General features: G+C 63.7%; 20 protein-coding genes. 8 read left to right on the plus strand and 12 right to left on the minus strand.

Translation table 11 applies throughout. The features are described from left to right. Nucleotides 1-90: 90 nt before the first annotated feature. Nucleotides 91-726 (plus strand): TIGR00645 family protein, encoded by a 636-nt coding sequence (locus V9K91_RS03910; protein WP_336442730.1) that lies wholly within the window; start codon nt 91-93, stop codon nt 724-726. Between the two features lie 157 nt (nt 727-883). Continuing rightward, nucleotides 884-1,900: an energy transducer TonB gene (locus V9K91_RS03915; protein WP_068854386.1), complete on the plus strand. Its 1,017-nt coding sequence runs from the start codon at nt 884-886 to the stop codon at nt 1,898-1,900. 57 nt (nt 1,901-1,957) lie between these two features. Here the strand turns inward: V9K91_RS03915 and V9K91_RS03920 are convergent, their stop codons facing one another. The 7 genes from V9K91_RS03920 to V9K91_RS03950 form a co-directional block, all read right to left on the minus strand. Then, a complete protein-coding gene (locus tag V9K91_RS03920) occupies nt 1,958-3,142 on the minus strand; it encodes an ABC transporter permease (protein ID WP_336442731.1) in 1,185 nt (394 codons plus the stop codon). Next, a complete protein-coding gene (locus V9K91_RS03925; protein ID WP_068854388.1) occupies nt 3,139-3,885 on the minus strand; it encodes an ATP-binding cassette domain-containing protein in 747 nt (248 codons plus the stop codon). The genes V9K91_RS03920 and V9K91_RS03925 overlap by 4 nt, the downstream gene beginning before the upstream one ends. Then, nucleotides 3,882-5,393, minus strand: coding sequence for an alpha/beta hydrolase (locus V9K91_RS03930; protein WP_336442732.1), 1,512 nt, complete (start codon nt 5,391-5,393; stop codon nt 3,882-3,884). Before V9K91_RS03930 ends, V9K91_RS03925 begins: the two co-directional genes overlap by 4 nt. Nucleotides 5,394-5,623: 230 nt before the next feature. After that, the gene (locus tag V9K91_RS03935; protein WP_095363213.1) at nt 5,624-5,854 is read right to left on the minus strand and encodes a hypothetical protein; all 231 of its coding nucleotides are present in this window, start codon (nt 5,852-5,854) and stop codon (nt 5,624-5,626) included. Further along, entirely contained in the window at nt 5,851-6,204 is a 354-nt protein-coding gene (locus tag V9K91_RS03940; protein WP_095363214.1) for a SymE family type I addiction module toxin, read from the minus strand. Before V9K91_RS03940 ends, V9K91_RS03935 begins: the two co-directional genes overlap by 4 nt. Before the next feature lie 1,156 nt (nt 6,205-7,360). Beyond that, nucleotides 7,361-7,675: a hypothetical protein gene (locus V9K91_RS03945; RefSeq protein ID WP_306987285.1), complete on the minus strand. Its 315-nt coding sequence runs from the start codon at nt 7,673-7,675 to the stop codon at nt 7,361-7,363. A gap of 22 nt (nt 7,676-7,697) precedes the next feature. Further along, a complete protein-coding gene (locus V9K91_RS03950; RefSeq protein WP_141236211.1) occupies nt 7,698-8,189 on the minus strand; it encodes a hypothetical protein in 492 nt (163 codons plus the stop codon). Between the two features lie 77 nt (nt 8,190-8,266). Between V9K91_RS03950 and V9K91_RS03955 the strand changes: the two genes are divergently transcribed. Both V9K91_RS03955 and V9K91_RS03960 read left to right on the plus strand, forming a co-directional pair. Next, the gene (locus V9K91_RS03955) at nt 8,267-8,842 is read left to right on the plus strand and encodes a DUF4291 domain-containing protein (RefSeq protein ID WP_336442798.1); all 576 of its coding nucleotides are present in this window, start codon (nt 8,267-8,269) and stop codon (nt 8,840-8,842) included. 12 nt (nt 8,843-8,854) lie between these two features. After that, a complete protein-coding gene (locus V9K91_RS03960; protein ID WP_336442733.1) occupies nt 8,855-9,412 on the plus strand; it encodes an RNA 2'-phosphotransferase in 558 nt (185 codons plus the stop codon). 250 nt (nt 9,413-9,662) lie between these two features. Here the strand turns inward: V9K91_RS03960 and V9K91_RS03965 are convergent, their stop codons facing one another. Both V9K91_RS03965 and V9K91_RS03970 read right to left on the minus strand, forming a co-directional pair. Continuing rightward, nucleotides 9,663-10,307, minus strand: a complete 645-nt coding sequence (locus V9K91_RS03965; protein WP_095363218.1) for a hypothetical protein — start codon at nt 10,305-10,307, stop codon at nt 9,663-9,665. Further along, entirely contained in the window at nt 10,304-10,501 is a 198-nt protein-coding gene (locus V9K91_RS03970; protein WP_095363219.1) for a hypothetical protein, read from the minus strand. Before V9K91_RS03970 ends, V9K91_RS03965 begins: the two co-directional genes overlap by 4 nt. A 233-nt stretch (nt 10,502-10,734) precedes the next feature. On the opposite strand from V9K91_RS03970, the gene V9K91_RS03975 reads away from it, so the two are divergent. Next, nucleotides 10,735-11,850 (plus strand): hypothetical protein, encoded by a 1,116-nt coding sequence (locus V9K91_RS03975; RefSeq protein ID WP_306987283.1) that lies wholly within the window; start codon nt 10,735-10,737, stop codon nt 11,848-11,850. Nucleotides 11,851-11,875: 25 nt separating this feature from the next. On the opposite strand, the gene V9K91_RS03980 is transcribed toward V9K91_RS03975, so the two are convergent. The 3 genes from V9K91_RS03980 to V9K91_RS03990 are packed head-to-tail and all read right to left on the minus strand — an operon-like array spanning nt 11,876 to nt 13,171. Beyond that, the gene (locus V9K91_RS03980; RefSeq protein ID WP_336442734.1) at nt 11,876-12,184 is read right to left on the minus strand and encodes a type II toxin-antitoxin system RelE/ParE family toxin; all 309 of its coding nucleotides are present in this window, start codon (nt 12,182-12,184) and stop codon (nt 11,876-11,878) included. Then, nucleotides 12,169-12,366: a hypothetical protein gene (locus V9K91_RS03985; protein WP_095363222.1), complete on the minus strand. Its 198-nt coding sequence runs from the start codon at nt 12,364-12,366 to the stop codon at nt 12,169-12,171. Before V9K91_RS03985 ends, V9K91_RS03980 begins: the two co-directional genes overlap by 16 nt. A gap of 55 nt (nt 12,367-12,421) precedes the next feature. Then, entirely contained in the window at nt 12,422-13,171 is a 750-nt protein-coding gene (locus V9K91_RS03990) for a ferredoxin--NADP reductase (protein ID WP_083214238.1), read from the minus strand. Nucleotides 13,172-13,276: 105 nt separating this feature from the next. Here V9K91_RS03990 and V9K91_RS03995 point away from each other — a divergent pair, with 105 nt between their 5' ends. From V9K91_RS03995 to panE, 3 genes are read left to right on the plus strand one after another with little or no spacing between them, the layout of a single operon-like run. Beyond that, a complete protein-coding gene (locus V9K91_RS03995) occupies nt 13,277-14,236 on the plus strand; it encodes an ABC transporter ATP-binding protein (RefSeq protein ID WP_068854421.1) in 960 nt (319 codons plus the stop codon). Further along, a complete protein-coding gene (locus tag V9K91_RS04000; RefSeq protein ID WP_068854422.1) occupies nt 14,233-15,033 on the plus strand; it encodes an ABC transporter permease in 801 nt (266 codons plus the stop codon). The genes V9K91_RS03995 and V9K91_RS04000 overlap by 4 nt, the downstream gene beginning before the upstream one ends. 54 nt (nt 15,034-15,087) lie before the next feature. After that, complete coding sequence (panE, locus tag V9K91_RS04005; protein ID WP_336442735.1) at nt 15,088-16,026, plus strand: 2-dehydropantoate 2-reductase; 939 nt, start codon at nt 15,088-15,090, stop codon at nt 16,024-16,026. Nucleotides 16,027-16,028 lie beyond the last annotated feature (2 nt).

Below are 16,028 nucleotides of genomic sequence, written 5' to 3' on the forward strand. Positions count from 1 at the left end.
CAGGAATCCCGAGTCTAGTGCGTCAGCTGGCTTGGCAGGGTCATGCCGGCCCGCTACTCTGCGGCGTCCCCCGCAACGCAGCATCCCAGCATGAGCTCGACCGAAAAGCCCATCAGCCCCCTGTCGTCCCTGATCTTCGCCTCGCGCTGGCTGCAGCTGCCGCTGTACCTGGGCCTGATCCTGGCGCAGTGCGTCTACGTGTTCCTGTTCGGCAAGGAGCTGTGGCACCTGGTCCACAAGGCCAACAGCATGGGCGAGCAGGAAATCATGCTGCTGGTGCTGGGCCTGATCGACGTGGTGATGATCTCCAACCTGCTGGTGATGGTGATCGTGGGCGGCTACGAAACCTTCGTTTCGCGCCTGCGCCTGGAAAACCACCCGGACCAGCCGGAGTGGCTGAGCCACGTCAATGCCAGCGTGCTGAAGGTGAAGCTGGCGCTGTCGATCATCGGCATCTCCTCGATCCACCTGCTCAAGACCTTCATCGGCGCCGGCAACCTGGACGGCCTGCCGGCGTGCAACAGCCCGGAGTACGTCACCGCGGTGCTGGATGCCGTGGCCAAGTACGGCCCGGCCGTGGAAGCCTCGTTCAAGTGCTCCACCATGACCGGCAGCGGCGTGATGTGGCAGACCATCATCCACGCCGCATTCATCCTGTCGGCCATCGGCATTGCCTACACCGACAAGCTGATGGCCCACACCCCGAGCAAGTCGCTGGCGCACTAAGCGCCCGCCCTGCCCGCCCCGGCCCTGCAAAGCAGGGCGCGGGGATGCTAGATTGGGCACCTGCTGCACCGCGCCGGACGCTGGGAAACGTACCGGGGCTTCGGTCGGCCTGACCGCATCAGGCCTTACGTATCGTCGTTCTTCAAAGGGGAGTTGGATGTCGCACGTCAACACGAACGCCAAGGCGCGCCTGCTGGTGCCGCTGACCCTGGTGGTGGCTCTGGCCGCCTGCTCGGGCAAGGACGAAACGGCTCCGGCCGCGCCGACCGCACCGGCTGCCACGGCCGCCGCACCTGCCGCCGCGCCGCCGGCACCGGCGGTTTCGGCCAAGGTCCAGTCAATGGGGACCGAGGAACTGCGTGACCTCGCCAGCAAGGCCCTGCGCGAAAACCGCATGTACGGCCCGGCCGGCGACAACGCCATGGAGTACTACCTGGCGCTGCGCGAGAAGACCCCGGACGATGCCTCGATCAAGAGCGCGTTGTCGGACCTGCTGCCGTACACGCTGATTGCCGCCGAGCAGAGCCTGACCCGCGAGGACTTCACCGAAGGCCAGCGCCTGGTGGCGCTGATCGAGAAGGTGGACCCCACCGCACCGGCGCTGCCGCGCCTGAAGTCGGGCATCACCAACGGCATGCAGACCGCCCTCAAGCGCACCCAGGAAGAGACCGACAAGGTCAAGAAGGACGCTGAGAACAAGGTCAAGCTGCTGGCCGACCAGCAGCGCCAGCAGCAGGCCACCGAAGCGGAAGCGGCCAAGCAGATCGCTGCGCAGCAGGATGCCGCCCGCCGCGAAAGCGAGCGCCAGGACACCGAGCGCCAGGCAGCGGCCCGCCGCGAAGCCGAACAGCGCCAGCAGGCTGCCGCTGCCGCCCAGGCCGCTGCTGCCCGCCAGCCCACCGCCGCACCGGCCGCTGCCGCCGCCCTGCGTCCGATCAGCACCCCGGCGCCGCGCTACCCGACCGACGCACTGCGCGCCGGTACCTCGGGCGAAGTGCTGGTGGAAATCACCGTGGGCACCGACGGTTCGGTCACCAGCTCGCGCGTGCTGCGCGCCACCCCGGCCCGCATCTTCGACCGCGAGGCGCTCAACGCGGTCAAGCGCTGGAAGTTCGAACCGGTCAGCGCCCCGGTCACCACCCGCCGCACACTGTCGTTCGCACCGGGCGGTTGATCCACTGCTGATGGATACAACAAAAAACCCCGGAGCGATCCGGGGTTTTTTGTGGCCTCAACCGGAGATCGCGAGGCGCTCCTGGTGGTAACGGCGTACGGCGGCGTACCACAGCAGCCCGGCCAGGCCGAAGCCTGCCACCAGGTACACCGCCCACATCTGCGGGCTGATCGGTTCGTGGCGGATGATCTTCAGCAGCATCTGGTTCTGCGCCAGGAACGGCACCGCCAGCTGCCACAGCTCGGACTTCACCGGGTACACCATCAACGCGTAACCGGGCAGCATCGGCAGCAGCATCAGCCAGGTCATGTGGCTCTGCGCCTCCTTCATGCTCTTGGCCGCTGCCGAGAGGAAGGTCAGCAGCGAGGTGCCGATGAACAGGATCGGCATCATCACGAACAGCATCTGCAGCATCGACAGCAGGCCCATGTTGAGCTGCCGCGCGGCCGCACCAGTGGACAGCTGCGCGCTGAGCTTGAACGCCGCCAGCGTGAGCAGCAGCGACACCACGCCCACCACGCAGGCGGCGGCGATCTTGCCGCTGACGATGGCGCTGCGCCGGGCCGGGGTGGCCAGCAACGGCTCCAGTGACTGCCGCTCACGCTCGCCCGCGGTGGTGTCCATCACCAGGTAGGCACCGCCCAGGAACGAGGTGATGGTGAGCAGGATCGGCAACAGCAGCGACAGCATCACACCGCGCTTGGCCTCGGCCGTGGCCAGGTCCTGGGTAGCCACGTCCAGCGGGCGTGCCACCTGCGCGTCGATACCGCGCGCCAGCAAGCGCAGCGCGCCCACCTGCTGGCTGTAACCGCTGAGTGCCGCCTTCAGGCGTGCGGTGGGAATGTCGGCATCGCGGCGGGTGCTGTCCTGCACGATCTCCACCAGTGCCGGGCGCCCCTCTGCCCAGTCCTTGCCGAACTCCGGGCTGATGCGCAGTGCGATGTCGATCTTCTGGTCACGGATCTCCGCGGTCAGGTCCTTCGGCGGGTCCACCGCGTTGAGTCCCTGCGAGGCCAGGAAGCGCACCAGGTTGGGGGCGTGCTCGCGGCCGATGGTGGGAATGTCCAGCGGGGTGTCGATCTGGGTCTTGAACCGGGTCTCGGCCAGCTTGCCCATGCCCAGGATCAGCACCGGGTACAGCAACGGCCCGAGCAGCAGGGTGAGCGCCAAGGTACGGCGGTCACGCGAGAGGTCGCGCAGTTCCTTGCGCATGACGGTCAACAACGTGGCAAACGCGCTCATGCGTGCAGTCCTTCTTCATTGCCGATCGCCTTCACGAAGGCATCTTCCAGGTTCGCTTCGCCGGTCAGCGCGCGCAGCTCATCGGCCGTGCCGGCGGCCATCACCGTGCCCTTGGCAATGATCACGATCGTGTCGCACAGCGCGGCCACCTCCTGCATGATGTGGCTGGAGAAGATCACGCAGCGGCCTTCGTCGCGCAGCTCGCGCAGGAACCCCCGCAGCGCGCGGGTGGTCATCACGTCCAGGCCGTTGGTGGGTTCGTCCAGGATCACGTTGCGTGGGTCGTGCACCAGCGCGCGCGCAATGGCGGTCTTGGTGCGCTGCCCCTGGGAGAAGCCGTCGGTCTGGCGGTCCAGGATGTCTTCCATGTCCAGCGCCTTGGAGAGCACCTTGGTGCGCTCGCGGATGTGCGCGGCACTCATGCCGTGCAGCTCGCCGAAGTAGGCGATGTTCTCGCGCGCGGTCAGCCGCTTGTACACGCCGCGTGCGTCGGGCAGCACGCCCAGGCGGCGACGGACCTCCACCGGGTGGGTGGCCACGTCCAGTCCATCCACCAGCACCCGGCCCTGGTCGGGTGACATCAGGGTGTAGAGCATGCGCATGGTGGTGGTCTTGCCGGCGCCGTTGGGGCCCAGCAGGCCGGTGATGCGACCGTCCTCGGCCTGGAAGCCGACGTTGTCCACCGCCTTGATCAGGCCGGTCTTGGTCTTGAACGCTTTATGCAGGTTCTCGGCGACGATCATGGTTCCCATCCGTTGAACGAGGTGAAGGCCGGCACCGCGGTGAGGGTATCCAGGCAGGAGGCGTCGAGTGCCTTGGCGTCGGCCTTGTCCATGAACTGCGCCAGCAGGCGCGGCATGCAGCCGGCGCCGAGCGTGCCATGGCCCTGGCCCTTGGCCACGATGTGGCGGCCGTTGGGCAGGTGCTTGAGCACCTGTTCGGCGTAGCGCGGCGGGGTGACCGGGTCGAATTCGCCCGACAGCAGCAGCACCGGCACGTCGGTGCTCAACGGCGCGGTGAAGTTCTTCGGGCGCGTGCCCACGTTCCACACCGGGCAGGCCGCGAAGAACATGCGTGCCACTTCCGGGCCGAGCAGGCGGTCGCCGGCCGGGGCTTCCTGGTAGCGGTCGGCGTCTTCGGCGCAGATCACCGACCACTGCATGCCCTGGTTCATCTGCCCGGCCATGTTGCGGGTAGCCAGGCTGTTGAGCGACATCAGCGGCGCGTAACGGCCCTGCGCGGCTTCGTCCAGCACCACCGGCAGCAGCGAGGACAGTTCCGGCATGTACGAGAACATGAAAGCCAGGCTGGTCACGGTGTTGGCGCTGATCGGGTCGCGGCGTACTGCAGCGGTGCCCGGGTCACGGTATTCCACCTCCACCGGGGCCTTGGCAAGCGTGGTCATCACGTTGCGCAGCTGGGTGCGGGTATCGACCGGGAAACGCTTGGCGCAGGCCGGGTCCTTGCGGCATTGGGCCGACTGCAGCTCGATCGCCGATTCGAAGGTGTTGGCGAAATCGCCGCCCACCGCCAGGTCGTTCGGCGCCACCCCGTCGATCACCACCGTACGGGTGTGCTGCGGGAAGCGCGCGGCGTACTGCTGGGCCACGCGGGTACCGTAGGAACCGCCGACCAGGTTGACCTTGTCCACGCCCAGCGCAGCACGCACCGCGTCCAGGTCACCAATGGCCTGGGTGGTGGTGTAGAACCGGGTGTCGGCACGCTCGGCCAGCGCGGCAGCGCAGCGGGTGGCGAACTCGGCGATCACCTCGGGCGTGGCCGCCGCGTTCTCGTCGAACGAAAGCTCCTTGCCGTCGGCATCCACGCAGCTGAGCGGGTTGGATTTGCCGGTGCCGCGCTGGTCCACCAGGATGATGTCGCGCTTCTTGCGCACGTCGCGCAGCGACTGGTTGATGATGGCCGCCACCTGCGTGGCCGACTGGCCCGGCCCGCCGGCCAGGAAGAACACCGGGTCCTGCTTGCCCTCGCCTTCGTTGGCAGTATCCAGCAGGGCGATGTTGAGTCCGATCTTGCGGCCTTCGGGCGCCTCGGGGTTCTCGGGCACCTGCAGCGTGGCGCACTCGGCTTCCACGTTGTTGCTGGCCTGGGCGCTGGTAAGGGTGCAGGGCTTGAACGTCAGTGTTCCGTACTGGCGCTCGGCTCCTTCCGGCGGTGCATCCGGAGTGGCCTGGCAGGCCGCCAGCAGCAGCAACGCCGCACTGGTGGCCAGGGGACGGCAGGAAAGTCGCATTTCGATCGCATCCTGGATTGAAGGGTCTCAGCATGCCATGACGGATGGGCGGGCTGGATGTGACATGCCCGATTCGACGAGGGGTTTCGTCCCTGCGCCAGCGCGAGGAGACCGACCAGGATAGGGTGCTGAACTTGCCGGAGACGGGCCCGAAACCGGATTTGCAGTGGTGCGTGGTGCGAACACTTACATGGCAACGCGCTCCGGGTAGCGGTGGCGTTGCTACCTCTTCACCGGGAGCGCTGCCGGTTCGGCTGCCTCGTCGCTTCACCTTCCAGCGGGAAGCAATCGCCCCAAACCTCAATATCAAGGCCATTGAGGTTCCGATCCAGGGACACGCAGTTCTGGATCAACGACCGAAGCACGTAGCTGGGTGATCGTTCGCTGCGCCACGCGGAGAGCTGGAACGCGCGGCGTAGGGCGGGATCCAACTTCACCCGCAAGTAGACCTGCTTCTTCATGGGATGACGTCCTCGGGCAGGAACTGCCCCAAGTCGGCGTTGACCTCGCCGTGGAAGATCGTGCGTTCCACGAACCTGGGCACCCGTGGATCTTCGACTGCCGGCGTGCCCAGCAGCTTGATGGTGATGACGCCAGCGCAGGCTTCAATCTGCAGCTTGCGGCCCACGTTGAAGCCCATCTGCCGCAGCCACTGGCCGCGGATCTTGAGGTAGGGAACCTTCAGCTCTTCGTGGAAGTGTGCGGGTGGGGTGCACGGCGGGGATTGCGTACGGCGTTCGCGTGCGCGCCGGGCAATCGCGGATTGGGAAGGGTAGTCGTTGTAGCAGTCGTCGGGTAGTTGCCTTTTCATGGTCTGCCTCCAGCAGGAAGATCCCTCGCCGGGATGGCGAGGGAGTCGGGAGGTTAGAAACCGTAGACATGGAAAGCCGGCGGGCGTATTCCCCAGAGGGTGTTGTATTAGCCACCCTCCCGACACAACGCATACATTTTCCACGTCTTGGAGTTTCTACGCTCCGGAACACACCATGCGCGCCGCTGCCAACGATGGGAAATTGTTTGTGTCTCTTGATTTCGGGACTTCGGTAGACCAAACCTTCTCAATGACGCGAATGGCGCTGAAGGCGCAGCTACCAAGAGTCTGCGCATATGATGAAGATGAGTTCGGTAGGAACAATCGATCCAACTAGCTCTACGTAGGACTGAGAGCTACTGAGCGCTGCGGCGTAGCAGCCCGGCTCCCGTCCGGCGTCCATCAGACCACCTTCGGCGGACTTGATCGCCGTGCACGTCCGCTCGAACTACACAGGAGATCGCAAATAGCAGAGGGGATTCGTTAGTCGTCGCCGGTACGCACTCACGTATTCCCTGCGAACCGGCCCGCCAGGTGCATCACATCCAAGGGTTGAAGTCCTTATGACGTCATCAAGTTGCTAGTTCGGCGCAAGCCTGATTGACAGGAGGAAAACCCAGAATTGTCCGGCAAATACTCCAAGTGACAGTGATACTTGCCTGCTGCGAACAGATCCCAATCTCGTACTGCCTCCCCTGTCAGGGGATTGAGGTCCCCGCCTCCAATTCGAATGGGGTCGCCAAGCTTGGATCGCGCGACCGAGCGCGAATCGGACATCAGCAGCTCCGATGGAAGCAGAAGTGCACTGGGGCCATAGGCCGAGCTTTCGCCATGCATCTGAACAGTGTCGATTGATTCCCCGTCATCGGACACCAAGGAAAAGCCAAGGTCACCGGAAGTTACGTAAGTGCGACCTGCAATCCTGGTGGTTACTACGTCGACAGCCTCGTACCTGGTGAGGACACGATCCAGGAATGGAGCAAGCAGGGAGCCAACCAAAGTTTCAGCGGGCAGCATATTAACCTCCACGAGCGACCGCGCGTCGTTTGCCCGGTACCGGGCCAGGCGAGCGCTGTTGTAAAGAGAAAATGGCAACGACAACGTTGCCGGCGCGGCGGATCCCCGCAGCAGGAATCTCTCTACCGAATCGACCATTTCAGCCTCGCTTGCATTCAGCCATGAATTCTTTACGCCAATCAATGAATGCATCTCGACGTGGACTTCCTTTCAGCACCAAGTAGTACTGAACTCTGAGCGCCATCCCGAGAACTCCCTCGTGGAAGAAAAAGTCGTGATCCTGCACGCGCATCCCTATTGATGAGCAGAAGATCGGATCAGTGAACTTGCGGTAATACTCCCTTACCAAGTCTTCCGATTGCGACAAGCAGTAGCCAAAGCTTAAGCTCAAGCTTCCGACTATCATGTCGAAATAATCGTTGACATCCTCATCCATGGAAACACCAGGATCCATCTCACTGCCTCATGTTGAGAAATCACGCGGGGAAGGCTAACGCGACCCGGTCAGTGTCATCAGAGAACCCCACTTCCGCCTTGTTATGTGGTGTCGGCTCCGTCGTCCAGTGTCTCAGCGTCAAGAGCGATATCCGGTTTCTAAGAGCGTCAGTCAGCGGCCGCTTCATATGTACGACCTGCCGCACTTCTGCCCACCCCTCCGACACGCTCAAGATCTCGTTCCCTTCCGCGCTGGCAAGTTCGACGGCCTTGGCGATCTCGGAGGACATGATTCTTGGATGGTGCATGTAATCACCTCTTGGCCGCACGCCCCGATGAGCCGACGCTTCGGGAGAAATACCGCTGGAAAAATCGGAAGGGTCACTTGCCGTATTTCCAGTGTTCACCATGTTCACCACGTCCAGGTTTCCGTAGGGAAACATTCTGTCGCCGCATTCTCGTTCGCCCAAAGGATGCATGTCCAGCACGCATTCGCCGGCCTGATGCCCGACCGCAATCGATGGTCGCGGCACCGCCGATGATCCAGTGCAAGCGACCGCCCGTCGCCAGCTGGTCGATCGGCTGCGCGAGCTCGGCTATAAGGAGCGAAATGACAACGACAACGATTCCGGCGCGGCAGATCCGCGCCCAGTACGACGCTTCCACTCTCCGCGTTTACCAGGCCTACTCGGACGCCATCGCCGACAGCGCCCTCAAACACCAGACCTTCGTCGCCCCGCCCTTCAAGATGGAGCGGATGACGTGGATCAAGCCCTCCTTCCTATGGATGATGTATCGCGCCGGATGGGGCTACAAGGATGCGGGTCAGTCCCGCATCCTGGCCATCGACATCACCCATGAGGGCTTCGCATGGGCGCTGGCTCACGGCTGTACCAGCCACCCCGAACCGGGCATGGACGCACAGGAATGGGAGGCGCTCAAGAGCCGCTCACCGGTCCGCGTGCAATGGGACCCGGAGCGCGACCTGCATCACCGGCCGCTGGAACACCGTGCCATCCAGATAGGACTGAGTGGCGAGGCCGTGCGCCTGTACATCGGAGAGTGGACCCAGCGTGTCACCGATGTCACGCCGCTGGCTCATCGGATCTGCGGGTTGGTACGGGAAGACAGGCTGGATGAGGCCAAGGCGGCGCTGCCAAGTGAATCGCCGTACACGCCGACGTGAAGAAGTAGCCATATGACAAAGCAACTCGTAGAGACCAGCAAGTTCCTGAGCTACGTGCTGCGTCATCAGCCCGAGGCAATTGGGCTGACGCTGGACGCCGAAGGGTGGGCTGACGTTGATGCACTGATCGCCGGCGCAGCGTCCGCTGGCCGAGAGCTGGATCGGGCACTTATCCAGCAGATCGTGAGCACTAACGACAAGAAGCGCTTCACGCTCTCCGATGACAACAGCCGCATTCGTGCAGTGCAAGGCCACTCCACAGATAGCGTTGCCATACAGCACATTGCGAAGGTTCCCCCTGCACTGCTCTATCACGGAACGGCGACGCGGAACCTTGACTCGATCCTGGCTGAAGGCCTACGCCCGGGCCAGCGACACCATGTGCACCTTTCCGAAGACACCACCACCGCCACGACCGTTGGCCAGCGTTACGGCAGTCCTATCGTGCTGACAGTTGATGCGCTTCGCATGCATCATCAGGGCTATACGTTCTTCCAGGCTGACAATGGCGTCTGGCTGACCGACCACGTGCCGACGGAATTTGTAGAGCGGAGTGCGATCAAGGGCTAAGCCCCGGGTGAATGGTACGCCCTGATGCGTACAACAGTTCAACCTTCGGCACGGTTCAGCTCAGCCATGAGCCTGGATAACAATGCCCTGTGAACACCAGAGCCAGCTGTCTCGTTCATCACCGTCATGGTGTTCAGCTACCTAAGCTGCGTCTTGAGATGACATCTCACGGATCGACTTGGCTTGTTCGATGATTTCGGCATCAACCATGGATCTCGCGTGACAAGGGACAACTGCGCTTTCAAGCGGACTAATAGTGATGCTGCCGCCATTCGACGAAGGATTCATGGCCCGGTTCCAACTTCAGCACCAGGCAGTAGTAGATCCTCATCGCGATCCCGCCGGCTCCTTCATGGAAGAAGTAATCATCGTCCTGCACCGGAATACCGATGGAATGGCAGTAGTCCCGATTGCTGAACTTGACGTAGTACTCACTCGCGAGGCGTTCCGCTACCTCAATTGTGCAGCCATAGTTCCAGTACAGGGCCTTCACTATCCCGGCGAAGTACCAGTTCACATCGTCATCTGGCGACAGATCTGGTTTCACCATCTCCAGGAATACGTCAGGCAAGTCAATCAACCTCATGTTCGCAGCTCGCTCTATTCTGCGAGGCAGCAAGGTGCGCCGAAGATGGCTCTCGACTCCCTTGAGCGATTCCCTGATTTCGCGCTCGCCAAGCGCCTTCTTTCCGCCCCCCAAGCGATAGAGCGCCAACTTGTCCGCCACCTCCTGAAGGTGCACGTCATCTGGATAGAGTTCGTCCAGCAGAGCTTTGATCGCTCCTGCAGCCTCAGGACTCACGTTCGTTCGCGCCAGGAACTGCTGGACCGCGCCGAAAAGCCTCCGTACTGCTGCGCCGTTGGCGCCCATCCCGCCGATGTCGAAGACTGTCACGCTCGCCTCGGATAGTTCGGGTTAGCGAAGAATTTCCCGGTGAGCTTTCCGTTGGGGTCAACTTCCCAAGCACCGACGATGGCTTCGGGCGGAACGGCGTCATCAGGGCCGAAGCTACCCTCGATCTTGTATACGAAGCCGCCCGGGTGTTCCCGAGCCGCCTGGATCACCTCTTCGGCTACTTCGTGCTCCATGCTCCCCTCTCGGCATCCCCGCGTTACGGCGCGTTCGCGCAATCGTAGCGGAGTTGCGTTCCCCCACACAGGCCGAGCTGCAGGTGCAGGCTCACTTTCTGGAACTGTGCTCTGAGTCGGGCGCTGGCGTATCTGGCCCAACCCTTTTGCGGGAAGGGTCACAGCACTTCTCCACGAATCATGGCATCTTATGAAGGAAATCATAATTATGGTTTTGGCCATAAAGATCCATAATGAATACGCTTGCCGACATCCACTACTTCCCCCGCGAGGATCTGGTCCACACGGTCCATCAGGCGCTGGGCTCCGGGCTTACCCATGCCATCACCATGTTCGCCGCGCGGCGTATGGGGAAGACCCTCTTCGTGAGGAACGACCTCGTCCCGGCGGCTGAGGCGTGGGGCTGGCGGGCGTGCTACATCGATCTATGGGTCAGGCGGGACCATCCGGAAGTAGCTCTTGTGGAGGAGCTGGAAGCCGCCGCGCGGCCCAAGGGCCTTTTGTCCAAGGCGATCAAGCCTGACAAGGTGACCGCCAAGGCGGCTTACGCCGGATCTGGGGTACACGCGGAGTGGACAAAGACGGGTGCGCAAGCTGACCTGCAAGGCAGGCTCAGAACCGCAATGCAGAATCTGGCGCAGGCCAGCAACAAGCCGGTTCTGCTCATCCTGGATGAATTCCAGACGCTCGCTGCTGGAATGCACGAGGATTTCGTCGCCTGCTTCCGCGCTTCGATGCTTGAGCTGCAGCCGAAGTTGAAGCTCTTCTTTACGGGATCCTCCTGCGACGCACTCAATGAAATGTTCCGCAAGCGTAGAGCGCCGTTGTTTGATGCGGCGCTTTCACTGCCTCTGCCGCAGCTGGGCGACGACTTTGTGGCCAACCGCGCCCACATCTTTGCGCAGATGACCGGACGCAAGGTTGATCAGGTGGAGTTGGCCAGGGTCTTCGAACGCATTGCCCGGGTGCCGCTCTACCTCAACCAGATCATCCTGCACATGGTGGTTGGCATCACATCCGACCCGTGGGATGGCTTGCGCCGCTGGCAGCACGAGATAGGCGAAACCGGTCTACGCGAGCAGTGGCTGAGGTTGAAACCGATCGACAGGATCATCCTGCAACACCTGGCTACCCAACAGCCGGAGAGCCTGTTCAGTACGGACTTCAGCGCCATGGTCACGGATCGACTGGAAGAGAAGAACGCGTGCAACCCGCAGCGGGTTCAAACCGCCGTCAATCGACTGGTGAAGAACCTGGTGCTGGCAACCAAGGGTGAAAAGGGCGAGTACGAGATCGAAGACCGCACGTTGGCAACGTACCTCGCGAGTGGGTCGATTCCAGCCCGCTGAAGCTCCCTGCGCATATGCCCGAACGTCAGCCGCCCAGCCGCTCGTCGACAGAATCAAGCAGTCTCTTACCGTGAAGGACTGCGAGTACTGCAATCTGGTCAGCGCGAATTTCGTAAATGACTCGATAGCTGTAGAGGAAGCGCTCTCGCAGGCTTGTACTGCCAACCTCTGGCACTACCCTACCCGCAGAGGGATGGACCTCAATCACATTGCCCAGCTCAAACAGCGCTTCGATGATCCGTCTGGCGTGGCGCGGGGAGTCTCGTGCAATGAACTCTGCGATGGCGTCGATATCTTCGAGCGCCTCGCTCGTCCAGTTCAGCGGTCCAGCCATTTACCCAGCCGCTCGCGCGCCTGTTCTGTGGTGTGGACCCGGCCAGCATCCACATCCGCGCGGCCGCGCTGGATCTTCTCCAATACATAGACGTGGTACTGGATGTCTTCAAGCGTGGAATCGTCCGGCAGTTGATTCAGCAACTGGGCGACTTCCTGCTTGGCAGTCACGGGGGGCGTCATGGCGGTAGCTCCGGATCTGATGGGGCCATTCTAGCCCCCTTACTCCAGCCCAGCGTCACTTGCTGCTGACGTACTTCTCCCGCCGCACCTGCGGCGTCGGCAACCCAGCCTCCTTCAATGCCTCGAAGGTCGCATCCACCATGTCCGGGTTGCCGCACAGGTAGGCGATGTCGGTGGCCGGGTTCGGGGCGAATTCGGCCAGGTGCTGCTGCACGTAGCCGTGGCGGACGTCCGGGTGCGGGTTCTCGGGCAGCTCGCGGGACAGGCACGGCACGTAGCGGAAGCCCGGGTGGGCGGCGGCGAAGGCGTAGAAGTCTTCGCTGTAGAGCAGCTCTTCCGGGGTCCGGGCGCCCTGCAGCAGCACCACTTCCACCCCGCGCTCGGCCATGGCGGTGGCCAGCAGCGGCAGCATGGAGCGGTACGGGGTGACCCCGGTGCCGGTGGCGATGAGCAGGTAGCGGGCGTTGTGGTCGCCCGGCATCAGGCAGAACCGGCCGAACGGGCCGCTGGCGGTCACGTGGCCGCCCAGGTCCAGGCCCTCGAACAGGGCCGTGGCGGCGCCGCCGGGCACAAAGCTGACTGCAATATCAACGGCTTCGCCCGGGGCCATGGCGTGGTCGTGGATCGTGGCCAGGGAGTAGCTGCGCTTGGTGGCGGTGCCGTCGGCGTACTCGAAATGGACCTGGATGAACTGTCCGGGCTGGAAATCCAGCGGTTGGCCGTCATCACGCAGGAACTGGTAGTGGCCGACGGTGGGGGCCAGCATGCGCCGGTCGATCAGCTTGAGGGGGAATTGAACAGGCACGAATTTGGGAAACAGTGTGTAGCCGGGGCAGACCCTCGGGGGCTTCTATAATAGCCGCTCCCCCGCCCCTATCCAGCGCCGTCCCATGGGCGCGAAGGCAAGAGCTTGGCATCCCAGAACACTCCCGCGACCAGTACCGCCCCCGCCCTGCGGGTGCGCGACCTCCGCAAGACCTATGACAACGGCACCCAGGCCCTGAAAGGGGTTTCGCTGGACGTTGCCCCGGGCGACTTCTTCGCGCTGCTGGGCCCGAACGGGGCCGGCAAGTCCACCCTGATCGGGATCATCAGCTCGCTGGTGAACCTCAGCGAGGGCCAGGTGGAGGTATTCGGCAGCGACCTGGTGCGCAACCGCAGCGCCACCATGCGCCTGATCGGCCTGGTGCCGCAGGAAATCAACTTCAACCTGTTCGAGAAGCCCTTCGACATCCTGGTCAACTACGCCGGTTTCTATGGCGTGGCCCGTGCCGAGGCCGAGAAGATGGCCGAGGAGGAGCTCAAGCGCGCCCACCTGTGGGAAAAGGCGCAGGTGATGAGCCGGACGCTGTCGGGCGGCATGAAGCGCCGGCTGATGATCGCCCGGGCGATGATGACCCGCCCGCGCCTGCTGATCCTGGATGAGCCCACCGCGGGCGTGGATATCGAGATCCGCCGCGACATGTGGCGGGTGCTGAAGGAGATCAACGCGGCCGGCACCACGATCATCCTCACCACCCATTACCTGGAAGAGGCCGAGCACCTGTGCCGCAACCTGGCCATCATCAACCACGGCCAGATCGTGACCCAGGGGCCGATGCGCGAGCTGCTGGCCAAGCTGGACGTGGAAGGCTTCCTGTTCGATATCGACGGTGAGCTGCCGGCGCAGCTGCCGGTGATCGAGGGCACCACGATGGTGGCCATCGACGGGCACACGCTGGACGTGGACATGCCGCGCGCGATGGATCTGAACCGGGTGTTCGCGGCGCTGAACGCGTCGGGCATCCGGGTGCGGTCGATGCGGACCAAGAGCAACCGCCTGGAGGAGCTGTTCGTGCGCCTCACCGGCAACCAGGAGAACGCGGCATGAGCAGCACCCCGACCCCGGTCCTGACCGACGGCCAGCGCAACCGGATTGCGCTGATGACGATCGTGCGCCGCGAAGTGGCGCGCATCCTGCGCATCTGGGGCCAGACGCTGGTGCCGCCGGCGATCACGATGACGCTGTACTTCCTGATCTTCGGCGGGCTGATCGGTTCACGCGTGGGCGAGATGGGCGGCTACAGCTACATGCAGTTCATCGTGCCGGGCCTGGTGATGATGAGCGTGATCCAGAACAGCTACGGCAACATCAGTTCGTCGTTCTTCGGGGCGAAGTTCGGGCGCCACGTGGAAGAGCTGCTGGTAAGCCCGATGCCGAACTGGGTGATCCTGTGGGGCTACGTGGCCGGTGCGGTGCTGCGCGGGTTGATGGTGGGCGTGATCGTGCTGCTCATCGCGATGTTCTTCACGCCGGTGCGCATTCCGCACCCGCTGGTGACGCTGACCACGGTGCTGCTGGGCGCGACGATCTTCTCGCTGGCCGGTTTCATCAATGCGGTGTACGCCAAGAAGTTCGATGACGTGGCGATCGTGCCGACCTTCATCCTGACCCCGCTGACCTACCTGGGCGGCGTGTTCTATTCGGTGAAGCTGCTGCCGACGTGGGCGGAAGCGGCCACGCACGCCAACCCGATCTTCTACATGGTGAACGCGTTCCGCTACGGCCTGCTGGGTACGAGCGACGTACCGCTGTGGGTGGCGTACGCGCTGATGATCGGTTTCGTGGTGGTGCTGACCGCGCTGGCGCTGTGGCTGCTGAAGCGCGGCGTAGGCATGCGGAGCTGACCTGCCCCGGTAGCGCCGGCCGTTGGCCGGCCCTCGAAGTAGTTGGAGAAACGCATGCGCATACTTGTATTGGGTGCCGGTGGTACCGGCGGTTACTTCGGCGGTCGCCTGGCCCAGGCGGGGGTCGACGTGACCTTCCTGGTCCGCCCTGCCCGCGCAGCTCAGCTGGACAGCGAGGGCCTGGTGATTCGCAGCCCGCTGGGTGATGCGAGCTTCCCGGTAGCCCACGTCACCGCCGATGCGTTGCCTGCGCTTGCCGCAGAGCAGCCCTTCGATCTGGTGATTCTCAGCTGCAAGGCCTACGACCTGGACAGCTCCATCGAGGCGATTGCACCTGCGGTGTCGTCGCGTACGACGGTGCTGCCGATCCTCAACGGGCTGCGCCACTACGCGGCACTGGATGCGCGCTTTGGCCGCGATGCGGTGCTGGGTGGGCTGTGCTTCATCAGTGCGACCAAGGCCGCCGATGGGGCAGTGCTGCACCTGGCGCCAGCGGCGAAGCTGACCTTTGGCGAGCGTGACACGCCCGGCAACAGTGCGCGGGTACTGGCGCTGGCGGCGGCGTGCGTGCAGGCCGGGGTGGACCATGTGGCCAGCGATGCCATTGGGCAGGAGCAGTGGGTCAAGTACACGTTCCTGGCCACGCTGGCGGCGGCAACCTGCCTGATGCGGGCGGATGTGGGCACGATCGTGGCTACGGACGATGGTGCGGAGATCGTACGCGGGCTGTATGCCGAATGCCTGGCGGTAGCCGAGGAAGCGGGTGAACCGATTCCGGAGAAGGCGCAGGCCGTGGCACTGGCGGCGACCACGCAGGAAGGCTCGGCGCTGAAGGCGTCGATGCTGCGCGATCTGGAGGCCGGCCAGCAGGTGGAGGCCGAGCAGATCGTGGGCGACATGCTGGTGCGGGCACGCGCGGCCGGCCAGGCGGCGCCGCTGCTGGCGGTGGCGTATGCGCATCTGCAGGCTTACCAGCGCCAGCGCGCGGGCTGAGC

Origin of the sequence: Stenotrophomonas sp. CCNWLW57 (genome assembly GCF_037203925.1) — a bacterium.
Taxonomy (GTDB): Bacteria; Pseudomonadota; Gammaproteobacteria; order Xanthomonadales; family Xanthomonadaceae; genus Stenotrophomonas; species Stenotrophomonas rhizophila_A.